The following is a 19,782-nucleotide window of genomic DNA, read 5'->3' as shown; positions in this document are numbered from 1 at the left end:
ACTGATGTCAGAGAATCGCGTGACATCAACTTTTCCTCAGGAGGACCCCAATGGATGGTGATATGAAATCAGGCGGCTGCCCCGTCATGCACGGCGCTGTCAGCAACAAAGCACGCGGCAACCGTGATTGGTGGCCAAACCAGTTGAATTTGCGGGTTCTGCATCAGAACTCGGCCAAGTCCGATCCGATGGGCACGGAGTTCGACTATGCGGAAGAGTTCGGCAAACTAGACTATAAAGCGTTGAAGGATGACCTTTATGCGCTGATGACCGACAGTCAGGATTGGTGGCCTGCGGACTATGGCCACTATGGCGGTCTGTTCATCCGTATGGCGTGGCACTCCGCCGGCACATATCGCACCTCTGACGGTCGCGGTGGCGGTGGCACCGGACAGCAACGTTTTGCGCCGCTTAACAGTTGGCCCGACAACGGCAACCTCGACAAGGCGCGCCGCCTGCTGTGGCCGATCAAGCAAAAGTACGGCAACCAGATCAGCTGGGCTGACCTGTTCATTCTTGCGGGCAACGCCGCGATCGAAAGCATGGGCGGCACGACATTCGGATTTGCCGGTGGCCGCGCCGATGTGTGGGAGCCGGAAGAGGATGTGTATTGGGGGGCTGAAGCCGAATGGCTGGCGGATTCCAAGTCGGAAAACTCGCGCTACTCCGGCGAGCGTGATCTGGAGAACCCGTTGGCGGCGGTCCAGATGGGCCTGATCTATGTGAACCCAGAAGGGCCGGATGGTGAGCCGGATGTTCTGGCCTCAGGACGTGACATTCGCGATACCTTTGCCCGCATGGCGATGAACGACGAGGAAACCGTCGCGCTGGTCGCGGGTGGCCACACCTTTGGCAAGGCACATGGTGCAGGTGATCCGGCACTGGTCGGTCCTGAGCCGGAAGCCGCGCCGATTGAGGCGATGGGCTTTGGCTGGATCAACGGGCATGGCACGGGCAAGGGTGGCGACACCACGACCTCTGGTATTGAGGGCGCGTGGACCGCGAATCCGACGCAGTGGGACAACGGCTATTTCGATCTGCTGTTCGGTTATGACTGGAACCTGACCAAGTCGCCTGCGGGCGCGTGGATCTGGGAGCCGGTAGGCGTTACCGAAGAGGACATGGCGCCGGCAGCGCATGATGCGAGCCAGAAGGTCAAAACCATGATGACCACCGCTGACATGGCGATGCGTCTGGACCCGATCTATGGCCCGATCTCCAAGCGGTTCCACGAGAACCCCGAGGAGTTCGCCGACGCCTTTGCTCGCGCGTGGTTCAAGCTGACCCACCGCGACATGGGACCGCGTGCGCGTTACCTGGGTGAAGAAGTGCCCGGCGAAGAACTGATCTGGCAGGATCCAATTCCGGCGTCGGAAACTGATTTGTCGGCGGACGATGTTGCGGCGCTGAAAGCGGCTGTGATGGCGACCGGCCTGTCGGTGAGCGATCTGGTGAAAACGGCGTGGGCCTCGGCCAGCACGTTCCGCGGCAGCGACATGCGCGGCGGGGCCAACGGGGCCCGGGTGCGTCTTGCGCCTCAGAAGGACTGGGCTGCGAACGAGCCGCTTGAACTGGCGCGCGTGCTAGACGTGCTGGACGGCGTACAAGCCGGCTTTGGCAAGCCTGTCAGCATGGCCGACCTGATCGTGATCGCCGGTGCGGCGGGTGTCGAGAAGGCAGCGTTGGATGCAGGCCATGATGTGTCGGTGCCTGTGACGCTGGGACGTGGGGATGCGACGCAAGAGCAGACCGACGTGGAAAGCGTTGCCATGCTGGAACCTGCCGCAGACGGTTTCCGCAACTATCAGAAGACGCAATTCACTGTGTCGCCCGAAGAGTTGATGGTGGACAAGGCGCAGCTTTTGACCCTGACCGCGCCTGAAATGACTGCGCTTGTGGGGGGGCTGCGCGTGCTCGGGGCCAACCACGGCGGCACCGCGCATGGCGTGTTCACCGATCGCGTCGGGCAACTCTCCAATGACTTCTTCGTCAACGTGCTTGATATGGCGACCGCATGGTCGGATGCCGGTGATGGCGTCTATGAAGGCACGGATCGCGCGACGGGTGAGACCAAATGGACCGCGACACGCTGTGATCTGGTGTTCGGGTCGAACTCGCAACTGCGGGCGATTGCCGAAGTCTATGGTCAGGCAGATGGCGAAGCCAAGCTGGTCGCGGATTTCGTCGCCGCTTGGTGCAAAGTCATGGACGCGGATCGCTTCGATCTGAAGTGATCTGAGACGTTAGAAAACTGCAAAGGCGCGGCTTCGGTCGCGCCTTTTTCGTGCGGATGTTTTGGGCAGCTGGATACTCTAGTTAGGCGGGCCGAAGTGGCGCAGCCAAATATCTGTGCGGTCTTTGTCGCGCGCTTCGTAGGTTTCCAGCGCGGCATCCAGATCCAAAAGATCGGGCTCCGTGTTGCCCGTTGCGATCTTGGACAGGCGCATTGTGTACCAAGCGGTGACGCCGCCTTGCGGTGATGTTGCAAATCTGGGGAACTGAGGCGCAAGCGTGGTCTGCGCTCGCCACAGGTCGGGCAGGGAGGGTTCAAGGGCCATGGCGCGCGCCAAGCCAACCACATCTACAATTCCGGAAGACACCGCATCATGCGCTTGATCATAGGTTTTGAAGCCGCCGGTTAGCATTAGGGGTTTGGATGTCAGAGCGCGGGCGCGACGGGCAAAGGTCAAAAAATAGGGGCCGCTGCTTGTGGCATCCGAGGCCGATTTTGCGCCGGGAAAGTAGGTGCCACCGCTGATGTCGATCAGGTCAATGGATGTCCTGTCGAGTGCCGCTACCACCTGAAGGGAGTCGTCCTCGGTCAAGCCGCCATGCAACTGGTCCGATGAGTTGAGCTTTACGGCGATAGGAAAAGACGGGCCGACCGCGGTGCGCACTGTTTCGATTGTTTCCAGAAGAAGCCGCATCCGGTTTGTCAGCGAGCCGCCGTAGGCATCGGTGCGTTTGTTGAACAGCGGCGAAAGAAACTGGCTGAGCAGAAAACCGTGTGCCGCGTGGATTTGCACGCCGCCAAAGCCTGCGTCTTTGGCGAGTTTGGCGGTGTGTGCGAAATCAGCGGGCGCTTGCTTGACAGCTGCACAGGAAAGCGCTGTGCATTGGAGGTCCGGCAGATCCAGAGCACTGGGCCCTTGGGGCGTGCTGGTTGGGGCGTAGGCCAAGGCGCCGCCATGCCCCAGTTGCACCCAAAGGTGGGCATTGCGCGCGCGTCCTTTGTTGGACAGTTCCTGAAAGCGTGCCAGATCGGAGGAGCCGTTTAGCACGAGATTTCCGGGTTTTTCCGCGACGAAAGGTGATCCCTGAACTTCGCCGATGATTGACAACCCGACGCCGCCTTCGGCCCAGCGTTGATAGAGTCTGACTTGAGGGGGCGTCGGATGGCCGGTGCCGTCGCCGAGGGAATCCGACATCGCCGATTTTGCCAATCTGTTCTTCAATGTGACCCCGCAAGGGAGGGTCAACGGGTCAAAGAGAGTATTGGGAGAGGTCATATTAGAGAACTCCACAGGGGTAAGCCTGTGTCACAGTCTTGCAAATCACCGCCGGTGACAATGGACATTTGTTCCGAGGAGAAAGCGCCGGTTTAGCTCGTTTGCACGAGGTACTGGCGGCAGCCTTCCAGTGCGGCGGCGTCGTCGGTGATCACGCTGAGCGGAATGCTGGCCGGATCAACGATTCCCGGGCCTTCGGCCGTTAGGCTGTCGATGAAGTCGTTCAACGCGTCTGAGGCAAGGACTCCGCGTGAGGCGCTGCCGGCGAAGGCGATGCCGTCACGCGGCATGTATTGGTGCATCATTGAGCGGGTGAGTTGGCCCAATGCGCGGGCAAACAGGCGCACGGTGCGTTGGGCGGTGGCGTCGCCGGCCTCAAATGCGGCCATGATGTCGGCACCACCCAGATTTTGACCGCTGACCACCGTGTGCAAACGTTCAAGGCCGGGGCCGCAGAAGATGTCTTCGTAGGTCTGAAACTCCGCCGCAGCCGCGCCCAAGTCGTCGCGCATCAGGGTTGCGACAGGGAAAGGCAGTTCTGCGTGACCGAGTTCGGCCTCCATCGCCACGGTGGCTCCGGCAAGGCTGCGTTTGGTGGGGCTGACGTTGAACCCTGTGCCCATACCGACAACCAGCGCCTGACCGTTTTTCGCACGATCTGTCGCGCCATAAATATGTTCGGGCGTATTGCGCAAGAGCGCAAAGCCAAGGGCCGTCAGGTCGTTGATGATCGCCGCACGTGCCGCGCCGCATTGCGCGCCAAATGTCGCGGCCTTGAGCGACCAGTCGCGGTTGGTCAGGCGACCGGACGTGCCTTGTACGGGGCCGGCAATGGCAACGCAGATGCCGTCGATCTCGCCTGTTTCGTGTTTGGAAAGATAGTCCGCCAGCACGTCGTCAAAGCTGGCGTAGGAGTCGTTGCGGGCGCGCATCAGGGTGGCGGTGTTCACACCGCTTTCGTCGGCCAAAGCCAGACGTGTGTTTGTGCCCCCGATGTCGCTGACCAGATATGTCATGCGCCCGCAACCTTTTCTTTTTGTGTTTAACCTTGAACGTTCACGCCTTCGGGGCGTTTGCCCAGAATGATCATGCTCAGAAGGTCATCGTCGGTCACATCTTTGACGTCCACGGTGCCCACGAGTTTGCCGTTCTTCATGACGCTGGCGCGGTCACAAAGTTCAAGCACGTCGTGGATGTCGTGGCTGATCAGGAAGATGCCGATGCCCTGTGCCTTGAGCTGTTGGATCAGCTCGGACACCATTTGGGTCTCATGCGGGCCGAGGGCCGCCGTGGGTTCGTCCATGATCAGGATTTTGGCGTCAAAATAGACCGCACGGGCAATCGCCACCGACTGACGCTGACCCCCCGAAAGGGCAGAGACAGGCTCGTTGAACTTGGCGAAGTTCGGGTTGAGCTTGCCCATGATCTTGCGGCATTCGGCCTCCATTGCGTCGTCGTCCACCAGCCCGAAAGGCGTGACAAGTTCGCGCCCGAGGAACAGGTTGGACGCCGCATCGAGGTTATCGGCCAGCGCAAGCGTCTGGTAGATGGTCTCGATGTTGAGCGCGCGCGCGTCGCGGGGATTGTGGATCTCGACCTTGTCACCGTTGATACGGATTTCGCCGCTGTCGGCCCGATAGGCGCCCGACAGGATCTTGATCAGGGTCGACTTGCCCGCCCCGTTGTGGCCCAGAAGGCCGACAACTTCGCCCGGTTGCAGATCGACGCTGACGTGGTCGACCGCGTGGACACCCCCAAAGGAGATGCAGATGTCCTTCATTTCAACAAGAGGGGTGCTCATCATGCTTCTCCTGTGCGTTTGCGGTAGATGATGTCGATCAGAACCGCCAGAACCAGAACGGCCCCGACAACGATGTTCTGAAGCGGCGCGTCAACGCCAACCATCGCCATGCCCGATTGCAGCGACTGCATGATCAAGGCGCCAAGGATGGCTCCGTGGATCGTGCCGACGCCACCTGCGAGCGCGGTGCCGCCAATGACAGCCGCAGCGATCACGCGTAACTCGTCCAGTGTGCCGATGTCGTTGGAGTGGTTGCCCAGACGGGCGGAGGCCACAACCGCGGAGATCGCACAGAGCGCGCCGACGAGGGCGAAGATTTTCACCGTGAGCAGGCGGGTGTTGATGCCCGAAAGCTCTGCCGCGTCAGGGTTGCCGCCTGTGGCGAAGATATAGCGACCCAGACGGGTGCGACGCGCCAGAATGGTCATCGCGATGGCGATGGCAATCAGCAGCAGCACCGAGATCGGGATGCCGTAGGACTGGGTGTAGCCTTCGGGCATGACCTCGCCCTGCGCTTCAAAGATGCGCTTGAGCTTGCGGGTCGGAACTTCGTAGGCGTTCAACACGGCGACAAACCCGAGGATGGCTGCGGAGATGATGCCGGCAAGCACGCCCTCTGCCCAAAGCGGTTTCACGGTGAAGCCGTGGCGCTTTTTGTTGTTGCGCGAGGCATAGAGGCCATAGATCGCACCGGCCACAGCAAGAAGACCAACGATCCAGCTTCCGGTGGCACCCAGAGTGCCGTTGATGCCGCCAAACTTCATAAAGGTCTGGTCCAGCGGGCCAATGGTTTTGCCCGAGGTCAGATACCAGCCGACGTTGCGCCAGATCAGCAGACCGCCCAGCGTCACGATAAAGGCCGGAATGGTCAGGTAGCCAATCAGGTAGCCGTTGAAGGCGCCGATCAGGGTTCCGACAGCAAGGCCGACCGCGATTGTGACCCAAGGCGTCAGCCAGTGTTCAAAGCCAAGGCCAAGCACGTTTGGCAGGAACTGGGTCTGTGTCATCGCCATGACGGCGGAACAGGTTGCCAGCAGCGCGCCGACCGAGAGGTCGATATGGCGGGTCACAATGACGAAAACCATGCCAGTGGCCATGATGGCGACCGAAACCGTCTGGATCGTCAGGTTGAAGATGTTGCGCGGGGTCAGGAAGCGACCGCCAGTGGCGATATCAAAACCGATGCAGAGAACTACAAAGGCGCCGATCATGCCGAGCAGGCGAAGGTCCAGTTCCAGCGTGTGAATAAGGGAGCGTTTCTTGCCCGGGGCAAGATCGCTTGCGTCAGATTGGGACATTTTGGGGGACTCTGTCTAAAGGGGCGCTGTCCCGATCGTTGTCGGAACAGCGCTGTGTTTCAAGACTTAGTTACAAGGGGCGGGGCCGCCCGATACGCCCTGGCACAGAGCGTCTTTGGTGATCCAGCCTGCGTCAACAACGGCAGACAGGTTGTCTTTGGTGACCGGAACCGGCTTCAGGAAGATGGCGGTCATGTCGGTGCCAGCAGGGCTGGTCCATGCCATTGCGCCGTCCACTTTGTCCATCATGGTGCCGCCTGCGAGAGCCACGGCGATTTCACCGGCGGCTTTGCCGAGGTCACGTGCGTCTTTCCAAACCGAAACAGTCTGGTGGCCTTTGGCAACACGGTTCAGAGCCGCGTGGTCGCCGTCCTGACCGGATACCGGAATGCCTTCCATGCCCTGTGCAGTCAGCGCAGCAACAACACCGCCGGCGGTGCCGTCGTTGGACGCCACAACCGCGTCAACGCCGTTGTCGGCTGCGGTTAGGATCTGTTCCATGTTGCGCTGGGCGTTCGCAGGCAGCCAGCCATCTGTGTAGGCTTCTGCAACGATTTCGATGTCACCGGCGTCGATGGCTGCCTGAAGGATCTCTTGCTGACCGCCGCGCAGGAAGTCTGCGTTAGGATCGGTCGGGGACCCTTTGATCATGACATAGCGGCCTTTGGGCATCGCTTCGAAAACAGCGCGGGCCTGCATGCGGCCAACTTCGACGTTGTCAAAGGTCAGATAGAACGCGCGTGGGTCTTCGATCAGACGGTCATAGCCGACAACCGGCACACCTTCGTCAGCGGCGGCCTGAACAGCCGGCCCAATGGCCTGTGCGTCTTGCGCCAGAATGATCAGAGCGTCGGCGCCCTGAGCGATCAGGCTTTCAACGTCGCTTAGCTGTTTGGACGAAGAGCTTTGCGCGTCGGCGGAGATGTAGGTGGCACCGGCAGCTTCAAGCGCGCCCTTGATGGCGGCTTCGTCGGTTTTCCAGCGCTCTTCCTGGAAGTTGGACCAGCTGACACCAACAACAAGATCGTCGGCCAGCGCGGCGGTGCTCATAAATGCGCCGGCAATGATCGCCGTCGCGGATGCGAATAGTTTCATGGTTTCCTCCCAATATTCGATCCAGATCCCGTCAAAGGCTCACAGCGTGAATCACTCTGCGGGCTGGTGAGACCATGTTAGCGGATTAAATTTGTAAATCAAATTAAATAAGCTAATCTTGAAAAAATCGGCAAACTCGCGCCCTCTCGTCGGATCGCTTGCGCCGTGATAAAGACTGTTTAAGGCGGCGATGACGCAAAGGAATGTGGTGTAGATGTCGGTAAATCAAAGAGAAATTGGTCGCAGGACCCTGTTCGCGGAAATTCGCCGTCATGGACGCATTCCGCGGATCAACCTCGCCGAACTGACGGGAATCAGCCGCGCCACGGTCACAACAATCACCGCAGAGCTATTGCGTGAGGGTCTGATCGAAGAGGTTATGAGCGAATCTTCGGACAAGGGGCGGGGGCGTCCCAAGGTCGATTTGAAGGTGCGCGGCGCGGCGCGTTTGATCGCGGGGGGCAAGATTTCGAACCGCTCCGTGTCGTTGGTGCTCCTGGATTTTGAAGGCACCCAACTGGCCGGTCATGAGGTCGAGTTGGATCAGACAGCCCATGAGTCGGGCGAGTTGGCAGCGCTTTTGGCAGGCCACGTCGGCGAGTTGGCGGAAAAAATTGATCGCTCCTTGGCGGATGTGGCCGGTTTTGGTCTGGGGATCGCGGGGATCGTGGATGCGCCGCGTGGGTTCGTGCATTGGTCGCCTTCGCTGACCGCGCGCAATGTCGAGTTCGGCAAGATCCTGACGGCAACGCTTGGTATTCCGGTGTTTCTGGACAACGACGCCAATCTTGTGGCGATGGCCGAAAAAAGCTTTGGCCTAGGGCAGGGGCATTCCGACTTTATCGTTGTCACGATTGAAAGCGGCGTCGGCATGGGTGTTGTGATCAACGACGAGATTTACCGTGGCACCCGTGGGTGCGGGGCGGAATTCGGTCACACCAAAGTGCAGCTTGAAGGCGCCTTGTGCCGCTGTGGACAGCGGGGATGTCTTGAGGCCTATGTGGCAGACTATGCGCTTTTGCGTGAAGCGATGAGCGCAAGCGGCGGTCAGGACAGCCGTCAGGTCGAGGAACTTCTGGCGGCGGCAAAGGGCGGCGACGCGGTTGCGGGCTCCATTGTCGAGCGCGCGGGGCGCATGTTCGCCATGGGGTTGGCCAATCTTGTGAATATTTTTGACCCCGAGCTGATCATCCTCGCCGGTGAGCAGATGCAGGCAAGCCACCTTTATGCCGAAGAGGTCATAGAGGTGATGCGCAAGCTGATTGTGCAAGTGGACAAGGCGCCGCCCGAAGTGGTGGTGCACAAATGGGGCAACCAGATGTGGGCCCGCGGGGCCGCGGCCTATGCGCTCGACAATGTCTCGGAACTGGCTTTGCAGGAGATGAAAGACCATGTGGCTTAAGGTTTGCGCGGCGCTGGGCGTCGGTTTGGCAACTGGCGCGAACGCCGAGGTGCGGTTTGCGCCCGTGACCGTGGACGCGCATGTTTACGCGGGCGGCTGGGAACATTTTGTCGGCGGCGGCGTGGCGGTGTTTGACTGTGACGGAGATGGATTGTCCGATCTGGTGGCCGCAGGTGGCGAAAACCCTGCCGTATTGATGCGCAATCGTTCGGATATCGGTGGCGACATGCGCTTTGAAACCACGACGCCGGACGCGGTGGCGGTGACAGGCGTGAGCGGAGCCTATGCGCTGGACATCGATGGCGACGGCTGGCGCGATTTGGCTCTGTTGCGTGTGGGCGAGAACATACTGCTCAAAGGTGGGCCGGAGTGTTCCTTCCGCCCGATGCAGATTGACGGTTTTGAGGGGGGCGACGGTTGGACAACCGCGTTCTCTGCGACTTGGGAAGAGGGCAACAGCCTGCCGACACTGGCCTTTGGCAACTATGTCGATCGCGGCAATCCGGCGGGGCCGTTTGAAGCCTGTGACACAAACACGCTGTTTCGTCCGGACGGGCGGAAGTACGAGAAATCCGTTCTGGCGCCGGGGTATTGTCCTTTGTCGATGTTGTTTTCCGATTGGGGACGGCAGGGGCGCGCAGATCTGCGGATCAGCAATGACCGGCACTACTACGTCAAAGGTGGGGCGGAGCAGATGTGGGCTATGGAAGACAAGCCGCGCCTCTACGGCGAGGCGGATGGCTGGGCGACGCATATGCTCTGGGGCATGGGCATTGCCAGCCGTGATCTTGATTTCGACGGGCAGAGCGAAGTGTTTCTAAGCTCGATGGGAGATCAGCGTTTGATGCGCCGGACAGAGGGGGGCGGCCCGTCATTTGAGGATGTGCCTTATGCGATGGGTACGTCGGCGCACCGACCCTATCAGGGCGATGACGGGCGGCCATCGACCGGCTGGCACATTGCGTTTGGCGATGTGAACAACGACGGGCTGGATGATGCGTTCATCGCCAAGGGCAATGTAGAGCAAATGCCGGATGCGGCGATGGAAGACCCCAACAACCTGTTGATGCAAAAGGAAGATGGGTCGTTTGAGGAACGTGGCGGCGTGGCCGGTGTCGGCACTGCAGAACGCTCGCGCGGGGCGGCGTTGGCGGATTTGAACAACGATGGTCTGTTGGATCTGGTTGTGGTCAACCGGCGTGCGCCGATAGAAGTGTATCGCAACGTGACCGAGGGCGCCGGCCACTGGCTTGGCGTGTCTCTGTTGGGTGAAGGCGGCAACGGCGACGCGGTTGGTGCCTTTGTTGAGGTGAAAGCGGGCGACCGGACCTATGTTCGGGAGGTCGTTGTTGGCGGTGGCCATGCGGGCGGTGTCAGCGCACCGGAGCACTTTGGCTTGGGCGATGTCAATGAGGTGCAGGCGCGGGTGATCTGGCCGGAAGGCGCGGTGAGTGACTGGGTTTCGCTTGAGACCGGCGCGGTTTGGATGCTCTGGGCCGATGGCAATGGATTGGCGTCCGCGGAGTACTGAGGGGGTATCGCCCGTAGGTCCGGTTTAGCGGTCGACCGGCAATCCTGACGGTACGGTTTCTGGCACGCCAAGGCGGCCTTTGAGGCTGTCATAGTCCGTCAGCGCACCGAGGAAGGCGAGCAGGTCGGACACGTCTTGGTCGGTCAGGTCCACCGGTTGCAGCGCGTTGGCCGCCGCCACAGCAGCGACTTCTGCGGCTTGCTGCATCAGCGCCGTATCGTTGGCAAAGTCACCTTCCGAAAGCAGCGATTTTTCAATGCTGTAGCTCTCCAACGCCGCGACAGGATCAAGGTGATGGCGCACTGTATCCTCAAGCGAGGCATAGGCCCCAGCATGTCCGTAGGGCGCGGTTTCGGTCACGTTACGCAAAGATGGCGTGCGGAAGGCGTAGAAATCAACCGCGTTGCCGGTCACGCGGCCACGGCCGACATCGCGGTTGTGGCGCTCAAACCGCGCGGCTTTGCCCGGCCCGATTTGGGGCATGGCAATGGCATGGAAATCGTGGTCGGTCTGGAACAATCCGCTGTGACAGCTGCTGCATTGCGCTTTGCCGTAGAACAGATCCATGCCCGCGGCGGCGTCTTGTGGCAACGGTGTGCCGTCGCGCAGGAAGGCGTCAAACGGGCTCTTGTCGGCGCGCCATTCAACGGTGATGAAGGCCGCCATGGCATTCGCAATGTGGGTGAAGTGGATCGGGGTGCCCGCACCAATCACTTCGTCAAAGGCGGCGCGGTAGGCGGGGATGGCTTCGACGCGTCGTGCTAGAATGTCCCATGCGCCGCCGTCTCCTGTCAAACGGCCAAGGCGCACGGCTTGGGCCACGTCATTTTCCGAATAATGCCCTGCCATTTCGTCACCCGACAGCACAGGGAACATGGCCTGCGCGGCCAGCGCATTGGTGAAGCCCATCTCCATTTCCGCACCCAACGGCGTGCGGATGCCGGAGGGGCGCGTGGGGTCGTCTTCCAACCGTCCATCGTGGAAAAATACTGTGAATTCAGTGGCCCCGAGGTTCCAGAGCGCGGGCGCGTTGCGCGGGATGCGTTGTTCAGGCGGGTTCGCGTCGTCGATCACACGGTTGGTGCCGAGACCGGTTGCTCCGTCGCCAAGGCCCAAGGATAGACCATCGGACGTGCCAAGATCGGGGTGGTGGCAGGTGGCGCAGCTGACCGAGCGGTTGCCCGACAGGATCGGGTCGTAAAACAGCTGCCAGCCAAGGCGCACTTCGGCCGCGTCCTGCTCCGGAAACACCGCGTCGGGCTTGGGCAGGTCGGCAGCGCCTACGGCCAAGGGCAGAAGGGCAAGAGCGGTAGTCAAAAGCTGGCGCATGGTCAATTCCAAATCAAAAACCCCTCGCGCCGGCAAAAGCGCGAGGGGGCAGTGTGTCAGTCAATTCCGCATCTGTCAGGATCAAACAAAACGGTTCACATAGTTTTCCAGGATCTCCTGACGGCCGGATTTCGGCGCGGGGTTGATGCCTTCGCCGGTCACTTTGTCGAAGATGCTGCCAAGATCGCTATTCAGCATCGCTTGAGCTTCTGGTTTGTCCCAACCGGCGTAGCGTTCGGCCAGTGCGGTATCCAAACCGCCGTCTTCAATCATCGCCGCCGCCGCTTTCAGGCCGCGGGCACAGATGTCCATGCCGCCCACATGGGCCGCGATCAGGTCGTCGGCGTCGAGCGACTGGCGACGCAGTTTGGCGTCAAAGTTGGTGCCGCCTTTGGTGAAGCCGCCATCCTTGAGGATGTGGTAATAGGCCAGCGCCACCTCGGGAACATTGTTGGGGAACTGGTCGGTGTCCCAGCCGGATTGATAGTCGTTGCGGTTCATGTCGATGCTGCCCAGCACACCCAAAGCGGAGGCGGTGGCGATCTCATGCTCAAAGCTGTGGCCGGCAAGAATGGCGTGGCCCTGTTCGAGGTTCAGTTTGACGTCGTTTTCAAGGCCATACTTTTGCAGGAAGCCATAGCAGGTGGCCGCGTCAAAGTCGTATTGGTGCTTGGAGGGTTCCTGCGGCTTGGGCTCAACCAGAATTTGACCCTCAAAACCGATTTTGTGTTTGTAGTCCACCACCATGTTCAGGAAGCGGCCCATGTGGTCGAGCTCGCGCCCCATGTCGGTGTTGAGCAGGGTTTCATAGCCTTCGCGGCCGCCCCACAGAACATAGTTCTCGCCGCCCAGTTTCATGGTCGCGTCCATGCAGGTTTTCACGGTTGCGGCGGAGTAGGCAAAAACCTCGGGATCGGGGTTGGTCGACGCGCCCGACATCCAGCGGCGGTGGCTGAACATGTTGGCGGTGCCCCAGAGGAGTTTCACCTTGCGGGTGCTCATTTTCTCGCCGAAGTAATCGATGATCGCCTCGAAATTCTTGAGGCTTTCCGCAAAGGTGTCGCCTTCGGGGCGGATATCGGCGTCGTGCCAGCAGAAGTAGGGCTGCCCCAAGATGTCGAACATCTCAAAGGCGGCGTCGGCTTTGATTTTCGCGGTCGCCATCTGGTCCTGCGGATGCCACGGGCGCACGAAGGTCTGGCCGCCAAAGGGGTCGCCACCTTCCCATGCGAAGCTGTGCCAGTAGGCGATGGCGAAGCGCAGGTGGTCTTCCATGCGCTTGCCCATGACGACTTCGTCAGGGTTGTAGTGGCGGAAGGCCAGCGGGTTGGTGCTGTCGGCACCTTCGTATTTGATCGGCGCGATGCCGGAGAAAAAATCGGTCATGATTGCAGGGCCTTTATGCCGGAGTAGGAGTTGCGGAAGGCGGCGTAGGCCGCGTCATATTGGTCGCGCAGCTCGGCGCGCGGTTGGATGATCGTGTCGATCTCGGGTCGGGTCATTGTGGCGACCGGATCGGCCTTGTCGGCGGCGCAGATTGCCAGCCGTGCCGCGCCAAGGGCTGCGCCAAACTCGCCTGCCTTGGGCAGGGCGATGGGCAGGTTGAGCACCGTGGCGATGAGTTCGACCCAGAAGGGCGATTGGCTGCCGCCGCCAATAGCGATGACTTGTTTGAGGTCCGCGCCTGTGGATTTCAGCGCTTCAAGGTTGTCTCTGAGTGCGAAGGTGACACCTTCGAGAACGGCTTGCGTCAGGGCCTCGTGGCCTGAGGCGATGTCGAGCCCGATGAAGGCGCCACGAATGTCCGCGTCGTTGTGCGGTGTGCGTTCGCCCGAGAGGTAAGGCAGGAAGCGCATTTTTCCGGGGCCGCTGATGCTGCTGCCAAGGGCGCGTGTCAGATCGGCTGGGCTTTCTTGCAGGTTGCGGGAGAGCCAGTTGAGGCTGTCGGTGGCGGCAAGGATCACGCCCATCTGATACCAACGGTCGGGGATCGCGTGGCAAAAGGTGTGAACTGCGCTGGCCGGTTTGGGGGCGTAGGCATCGCGACCTGTGAGCAGCACACCGGAGGTGCCAAGGCTGACGAATCCGTCGCCTTCTCCCAAAGCGCCGATGCCGCAAGCGGCGGCTGCGTTGTCGCCCGCACCAGCGGCGACAATCACGCCCTCGGGCAGGCCGAGTTGTGTGGCAACGTCGGGGCTGACCGTGCCGATGGCTTCGGAGCCTTCGAACAGGTCTGGCATCTGGTCACGGCGCATGCCGGAGGCGGCGAGCAACTCGTCGGACCAGTCGCGTGCGCCCACATCAAGCCAGCTTGTGCCGGCACTGTCGCTCATGTCGGAGGCGTAGACGCCGGTGAGCCAGAAGTTGAGATAATCCTTTGGCAGCAGAACTTTGGCGGTTTTGGCAAAGATGTCTGGTTCGTTGTCGGCCACCCAAGCCACTTTGGGCGCGGTGAAGCCGGGGAAGACGATGTTGCCCGACAGATCGCGCACGTTTTCGGTGGCGTCCAAACGCGCGGCCTGCGCGACCGAGCGTGTGTCGTTCCACATCATGCAAGGGCGCAGGGGCGTACCGTCGGCATCCAGCAGGTTGGCGCCGTGCATGTGACCCGACACGCCGATGCCACGGATCGCGGCCACCGCGTCGGGCGCCTCGGCGCGCAATTCGGCAAAGACCTTGATGCAGGCGTCGGTCCAGTCGGACTGTCGTTGCTCAGACCAGCCTGCGTGCGGGCGTGTTGTGTCGTATGATGCTTCCTTGGCTGCAATGACCCGTTGCGCATCGTCGATCAAAAGCGCGCGCAGGCCGGATGTGCCAAGGTCGATTCCCACAAACATGGGGTATCTCCTTTGTGTCTCCTCCAATTAGTTTTTGCCTCAAATTAATTCAGAGATCAAACTAGAAATGCAGAAGATTGCGCATTTTTGTTTAAACGGAAAAATCCCGAACGCCTTGCGGTGGCGGTTTTCCCTTGTTTTTAGCGTATTTGCACGCATGGCAGTTATGCGGTTCACGCGCTTGACCTTCCACCAACTGGAAGCCTTATGTACGCTGTCAGGTAAGACAGAAAGGCGAGTCGATGACGGCGCATGTGTTGGATTTCCAGATTGCAGGGTTGAACTGTGCGGGCTGTGTTGGCCGCGCAGAGAAGGCGCTTGCGGGAGTGGAGGGTGTCAGCGAGGCATCGGTTAATCTTGCTTCAGAAACCGGGCATGTGGTGTTTGACGCACCAGCGGAGGCCGAAACGCTTTTTAGGGCGCTGGACAAGGCGGGCTATCCGGCGCGGATTGCGACCACGACGCTGGAAATTTCGGAAATGAGCTGCGCAGGATGCGTGCGGCGAGCGGAAACGGCGCTGGCGGCGGGGCAGGGCGTGATCGACGCTTCGGTCAATCTGGCGACGGAAACGGCGCAGGTGCGCTACGCCGAAGGGGTGATCACTGCCTCACAGGTGGCGGCTTTGTCCACGCGGGCGGGTTATCCGGCGCGCCTGCAACAGGCGGAGGCGACGGTCGTGGATCGTAAGGCCGATGAGGCGGCGGCGCTGAAACGAAAGGTGGTTTTGGCGGCGGCTTTGGCCTTGCCGGTGTTTCTGGTGGAAATGGGCGGGCATCTTTATCCGCCGTTGCACCACTGGATCGCGGCCAATGTCGCCACGTTCACTAGCCATGTGATCCAGTTTCTACTGACTGCCATCCTGCTCGCTGGGCCGGGGCGGCAGTTTTATACCAAAGGCTTTCCCGCGCTGTTCAAAGGCGCGCCGGACATGAATTCGCTGGTGGCGATGGGCACGTCGGCGGCATTCCTGTTCTCGGTGGTGTCGACCTTTGCGCCGGACTGGCTGCCTGCCGGAACGGTAAATGTCTATTATGAAGCCGCAGCGGTGATCGTCGTGTTGATCCTCGCGGGGCGCTGGATGGAAGCGCGGGCCAAGGGGCGCACGGGCGAAGCCATTCGCAAGCTTGTGGGCCTGCAACCACGCACGGCGCGGGTGGAGCGCAAGGGGGAGGACAAAGAGATCGCGATTGACGAGATCGCGGTGGGCGACGTGGTTGTGGTGCGCCCCGGTGAGAAGATTGCCGTAGACGGGCGGGTAATTGACGGGCGGTCCTATGTGGACGAGGCGATGATCACCGGTGAGCCTGTGCCGGTCGAGAAAATCGCCGGCGCAATGGTTGTCGGTGGCACGGTCAACGGGCAGGGCGCACTGCGGTTTGAGGCGGAGGCGGTGGGCGCAGAGACCATGCTGGCCCAGATCATATCGATGGTGCGCGAGGCGCAGGGGGCGAAGCTGCCGATACAGGGCATGGTGGATAAGATCACAGCGGTTTTTGTGCCTGCGGTGATCGGGTTTGCGGTGCTGACCGTGGTGCTGTGGCTGGTGTTTGGCCCGTCGCCTGCGCTGGGCCATGCGATGGTGGCTGGCGTGGCGGTGCTGATCATTGCCTGCCCCTGCGCGATGGGGCTGGCGACGCCGACCTCGATCATGGTTGGCACGGGACGTGCGGCGCAGCTCGGTGTCTTGTTCCGGCGCGGCGATGCGCTGCAGAGGTTGCGCGATTGCAAAGTGGTGGCCTTTGACAAAACCGGCACACTGACCGAGGGGCGGCCGAGTCTGAGTGATTTTCTCGTGGCAGAGGGCTTTGAGAAGGCAGTGGTTTTGCGCCTTGTGGCGGCGGCGGAACAAGGATCGGAGCATCCGCTGGCGCAGGCTGTGATTGAGACGGCAGAAAATGACCTGCCAGAGGCCGAGCATTTTGAGGCGGTTGTCGGCATGGGGCTGAGGGCAACCGTTGAGGGCCGAGAGGTCCTTGTTGGCGCGGATCGGTTCATGATGGCGGAAGGCGTCGATATTTCTGCGCTGAAGGGCGAGGCCGAACGGCTTGCGAATTTAGGAAAAACGCCGGTGTTTGCAGCCCTAGACGGGCGAAGTGCGGCGCTTCTTGCGGTCTCGGATAAAGTGAAACCCGCAAGCCGCGCCGCTGTGGATACCTTGCATCAGATGGGTGTGAAAACCGCGATGATTTCGGGCGATAACCGTGCCACAGCAGAGGCCTTGGCCGCGCAGCTTGGCATTGACCACGTGGTCGCAGAGGTTCTGCCGGAAGGCAAAGTTGCGGCGTTGAAAGCGATGTCGGACACAATGGGTGCGGTGGCCTTTGTCGGTGATGGCATTAACGACGCGCCAGCGCTGGCAGCCGCAGATGTGGGGATTGCGATTGGAACCGGCACGGATGTTGCCATTGAAGCCGCAGACGTGGTTTTGATGTCGGGCGATTTGCGCGGCGTGGTGAACGCTGTCACGGTATCGCAAGCGGTGATCCGTAATATTCGCCAAAACCTGTTTTGGGCGTTTGCCTACAACGTTGCGCTGATTCCCGTTGCTGCGGGCGCGCTTTATCTGGTGGGCGGTCCTATGTTGTCGCCCATGCTGGGGGCTGGCGCGATGGCCTTGTCGAGTGTCTTTGTGCTGACCAACGCGTTGCGGCTGCGCTCGGTCAAAGCGGCTATGCCAGAGGAGGCTGCAGCATGAATATCGGAGATGTGGCGGAGCGCTCGGGCCTGCCGGCAAAAACCATTCGCTACTATGAGGATATCGGCTTTATCCGGCCCGCGCGCAGCGCCAACGGATACCGGCAATTTTCCGACCGGGATTTGCACAAGCTCGCCTTTGTCGGGCGGGCGAGATCGCTTGGTTTCACGATCGAGGACTGTCGTACGTTGCTGGCCCTATATGAGGACAGGGGGCGGGCGTCTGCAGACGTCAAACTGGTCGCCAAACAGAACTTGGTGGACATAGATGCCAAGATCGCGGGGCTTCAGGAAATGCGCAAAACACTGTCGCATTTGGTGGCGTGTTGTGCGGGCGATGACCGCCCTGATTGTCCGATACTGGACAGCCTTGGCGGCGTGCCGGAAGCCTGAATTTTTGTAACTGTTGACAGGTGCATCCCCATCGCCATTGTGGCGACAAATTGGGGAGGGCAAACGTGTACCGATTTTTGGACAAAGCAGTGGGCTGGCTGGCCCGTGCTGTGGCGATGGCGGGCGGGGTCGTTTTGATCGGCCTTGTGATCATGGTCACGGTGTCGATCACCGGCCGTTGGTTGATACCATTTGGCCTCAAGCCGGTGCCCGGCGATGTGGAGCTTTTGGAAATGGGCATGGCCTTCGCCATTTTTGCCTTCCTGCCCTACTGCCAATATGTGCGCGGGCATGCGCGGGTCGATCTGTTTCAACCCTCCTTCGGGCGCATCGGCAACAACCTTCTCGACCTGATCGCGGACATCGGCATGGCCTTTGCTGCGGTGGTGATCTGCTGGCGTTTGTGGTTGGGGATGCTCGACAAGAAGTCCTACTACGAGACCACATTCATTCTACAAATTGACATCTGGCAGGCCTATGCGGCGGCGATGGTGGGTGCGGTGGCCTTTGTCATTGTGTCTCTGTTTTGCGTGCTTCGCAGCCTAAAGGCATTGCCGGGAGGTGGGGCATGAGCGATCTGGAAATTGGCATCTGGTCCTTCCCTGTTCTTTTGGCGTTGATCTTTCTGCGGGTGCCGATTGGCCTTGCGATGATGGCGGTGGGCGTGGGCGGCACATGGATGATCATGGACAGCCATGCGATGGTTCTGGGGCAGCTTAAGAACCTGACCTTCAGCACCTTCTCAAGCTATTCCCTGTCGATTGTGCCTCTGTTTTTGCTGATGGGGCAGTTTGCCACCCACTCGGGCATGTCCAAGCGCCTGTTTAAGGCCGCAGAGGCCTGGATGGGGCACCTGAAAGGCGGGGTGGCGATGTCGGCCATTGGCGCCTGTGCGGGCTTTGGCGCGATCTGCGGCAGCTCTTTGGCAACAGCCGCCACTATGGGGCAGGTCGCTTTGCCGGAGTTGCGCCGCTATGGCTACTCGGGGCCGCTGGCGACGGGGGCTTTGGCCGCAGGCGGCACGCTGGGCATTCTCATTCCGCCGTCGGTGATTTTGGTGATCTACGCCATTCTGACGGAACAGAACATCGCCAAGCTTTTTGTCGCGGCCTTCATTCCCGGCATTCTGGCAGCGGTTGGCTATATGCTGGTTGTGGCGATCTATGTGCGACTTGTGCCCGGCTCGGGTGATCCCGCAGAGCGGGTGCCGTGGGGACAGAGGTTCTGGGCGCTGGTAATGGTGCTGCCGGTTCTGTTCATCTTCCTGATCGTGGTGGGCGGCATTTATGCCGGTATCTTCACCCCGACCGAGGCCGCAGCGGTGGGCACCTTCCTGACCGCTATGGTTGCGCTTTTGTCGGGCGGGCTGGATCTGCACAAGATTGTGCAGTCGATTCTGGCGACCGCCAATTCCACCGCGATGATCTTTTTCATCGTGTTGGGCGCGGGCATGTTCAACGCCTTCCTTGCGCTGACGCAATTGCCGCAGACCTCGGCGCAATGGGTGGCTGAACAGGGCTTCTCGCCGATGTTTGTCCTGATCTGTGTGCTTGTGCTTTATCTGATCTTTGGTTGTGTGATGGACAGCCTGTCGATGGTGCTTTTGACGGTGCCGATCTTCTTTCCGATCATGATGGCGCTGGATTTCGGCATGAGCGGTGAGGACTTTGCCCTTTGGTTCGGCATCATCGTTCTGATCGTTGTGGAGGTCGGTCTGATCACGCCACCGGTGGGAATGAACCTGTTTGTCATCAACGCCATGGCGCGCGACATCCCGATCAGCGAAACCTTCCGCGGCACCGCGCCGTTTGTTCTGGCCGATATCGTGCGGGTGATCATTCTGGTGGCCTTCCCGCCGATTACGCTCGCAGCGGTGTGGTGGATTTATTGAT

Annotated in this window: 15 protein-coding genes; 7 read left to right on the top strand and 8 right to left on the bottom strand. The window is 60.6% G+C overall.

The genetic code is table 11. From position 1 onward, the window contains the following. Positions 1-50 precede the first annotated feature (50 nt). The gene (katG, locus tag BM069_RS12795) at positions 51-2,234 is read left to right on the top strand and encodes a catalase/peroxidase HPI (protein ID WP_093324227.1); all 2,184 of its coding nucleotides are present in this window, start codon (positions 51-53) and stop codon (positions 2,232-2,234) included. Positions 2,235-2,312: 78 nt separating this feature from the next. On the opposite strand, the gene BM069_RS12790 is transcribed toward katG, so the two are convergent. The 5 genes from BM069_RS12790 to xylF form a co-directional block, all read right to left on the bottom strand. Next, the gene (locus tag BM069_RS12790; RefSeq protein ID WP_093324225.1) at positions 2,313-3,509 is read right to left on the bottom strand and encodes an NADH:flavin oxidoreductase/NADH oxidase family protein; all 1,197 of its coding nucleotides are present in this window, start codon (positions 3,507-3,509) and stop codon (positions 2,313-2,315) included. Positions 3,510-3,601: 92 nt separating this feature from the next. Next, positions 3,602-4,525 carry a glucokinase gene (locus BM069_RS12785; protein WP_093324224.1) on the bottom strand — a complete coding sequence of 308 codons (924 nt, stop codon included), beginning with the start codon at positions 4,523-4,525 and terminating at the stop codon, positions 3,602-3,604. Positions 4,526-4,551: 26 nt separating this feature from the next. After that, complete coding sequence (locus BM069_RS12780; protein WP_212611542.1) at positions 4,552-5,313, bottom strand: ATP-binding cassette domain-containing protein; 762 nt, start codon at positions 5,311-5,313, stop codon at positions 4,552-4,554. Beyond that, on the bottom strand, positions 5,310-6,608 hold the full coding sequence (locus BM069_RS12775) for a sugar ABC transporter permease (RefSeq protein WP_093324222.1): 1,299 nt from the start codon (positions 6,606-6,608) through the stop codon (positions 5,310-5,312). Before BM069_RS12775 ends, BM069_RS12780 begins: the two co-directional genes overlap by 4 nt. 66 nt (positions 6,609-6,674) lie before the next feature. After that, positions 6,675-7,703 carry a D-xylose ABC transporter substrate-binding protein gene (gene xylF, locus BM069_RS12770; RefSeq protein WP_093324221.1) on the bottom strand — a complete coding sequence of 343 codons (1,029 nt, stop codon included), beginning with the start codon at positions 7,701-7,703 and terminating at the stop codon, positions 6,675-6,677. 214 nt (positions 7,704-7,917) lie between these two features. Here xylF and BM069_RS12765 point away from each other — a divergent pair, with 214 nt between their 5' ends. Beyond that, on the top strand, positions 7,918-9,105 hold the full coding sequence (locus BM069_RS12765; protein WP_093324220.1) for an ROK family transcriptional regulator: 1,188 nt from the start codon (positions 7,918-7,920) through the stop codon (positions 9,103-9,105). Continuing rightward, entirely contained in the window at positions 9,095-10,636 is a 1,542-nt protein-coding gene (locus BM069_RS12760) for a CRTAC1 family protein (RefSeq protein WP_093324218.1), read from the top strand. The genes BM069_RS12765 and BM069_RS12760 overlap by 11 nt, the downstream gene beginning before the upstream one ends. Before the next feature lie 24 nt (positions 10,637-10,660). Here the strand turns inward: BM069_RS12760 and BM069_RS12755 are convergent, their stop codons facing one another. From BM069_RS12755 to xylB, 3 genes are all read right to left on the bottom strand, one after another. After that, on the bottom strand, positions 10,661-11,965 hold the full coding sequence (locus BM069_RS12755) for a cytochrome-c peroxidase (protein ID WP_093324585.1): 1,305 nt from the start codon (positions 11,963-11,965) through the stop codon (positions 10,661-10,663). Between the two features lie 81 nt (positions 11,966-12,046). After that, positions 12,047-13,351: a xylose isomerase gene (gene xylA / locus BM069_RS12750; RefSeq protein ID WP_093324217.1), complete on the bottom strand. Its 1,305-nt coding sequence runs from the start codon at positions 13,349-13,351 to the stop codon at positions 12,047-12,049. Next, positions 13,348-14,802: a xylulokinase gene (gene xylB / locus BM069_RS12745; protein ID WP_093324215.1), complete on the bottom strand. Its 1,455-nt coding sequence runs from the start codon at positions 14,800-14,802 to the stop codon at positions 13,348-13,350. Before xylB ends, xylA begins: the two co-directional genes overlap by 4 nt. 242 nt (positions 14,803-15,044) lie before the next feature. On the opposite strand from xylB, the gene BM069_RS12740 reads away from it, so the two are divergent. The 4 genes from BM069_RS12740 to BM069_RS12725 all read left to right on the top strand — a co-directional run bounded on the left by BM069_RS12740 (position 15,045) and on the right by BM069_RS12725 (position 19,781). Beyond that, positions 15,045-17,498: a heavy metal translocating P-type ATPase gene (locus tag BM069_RS12740; protein WP_093324214.1), complete on the top strand. Its 2,454-nt coding sequence runs from the start codon at positions 15,045-15,047 to the stop codon at positions 17,496-17,498. Next, positions 17,495-17,890 carry a Cu(I)-responsive transcriptional regulator gene (gene cueR, locus BM069_RS12735; protein WP_093324212.1) on the top strand — a complete coding sequence of 132 codons (396 nt, stop codon included), beginning with the start codon at positions 17,495-17,497 and terminating at the stop codon, positions 17,888-17,890. Before BM069_RS12740 ends, cueR begins: the two co-directional genes overlap by 4 nt. 65 nt (positions 17,891-17,955) lie before the next feature. After that, positions 17,956-18,462, top strand: coding sequence for a TRAP transporter small permease (locus tag BM069_RS12730; protein ID WP_244503615.1), 507 nt, complete (start codon positions 17,956-17,958; stop codon positions 18,460-18,462). Further along, positions 18,459-19,781 (top strand): TRAP transporter large permease, encoded by a 1,323-nt coding sequence (locus BM069_RS12725; RefSeq protein WP_093324210.1) that lies wholly within the window; start codon positions 18,459-18,461, stop codon positions 19,779-19,781. Before BM069_RS12730 ends, BM069_RS12725 begins: the two co-directional genes overlap by 4 nt. Position 19,782 lies beyond the last annotated feature (1 nt).

The sequence above is a fragment of the Shimia haliotis genome (assembly GCF_900114415.1).
Lineage (GTDB): Bacteria > Pseudomonadota > Alphaproteobacteria > Rhodobacterales > Rhodobacteraceae > Shimia > Shimia haliotis.
This window is presented reverse-complemented; position numbering and strand designations above follow the sequence as displayed.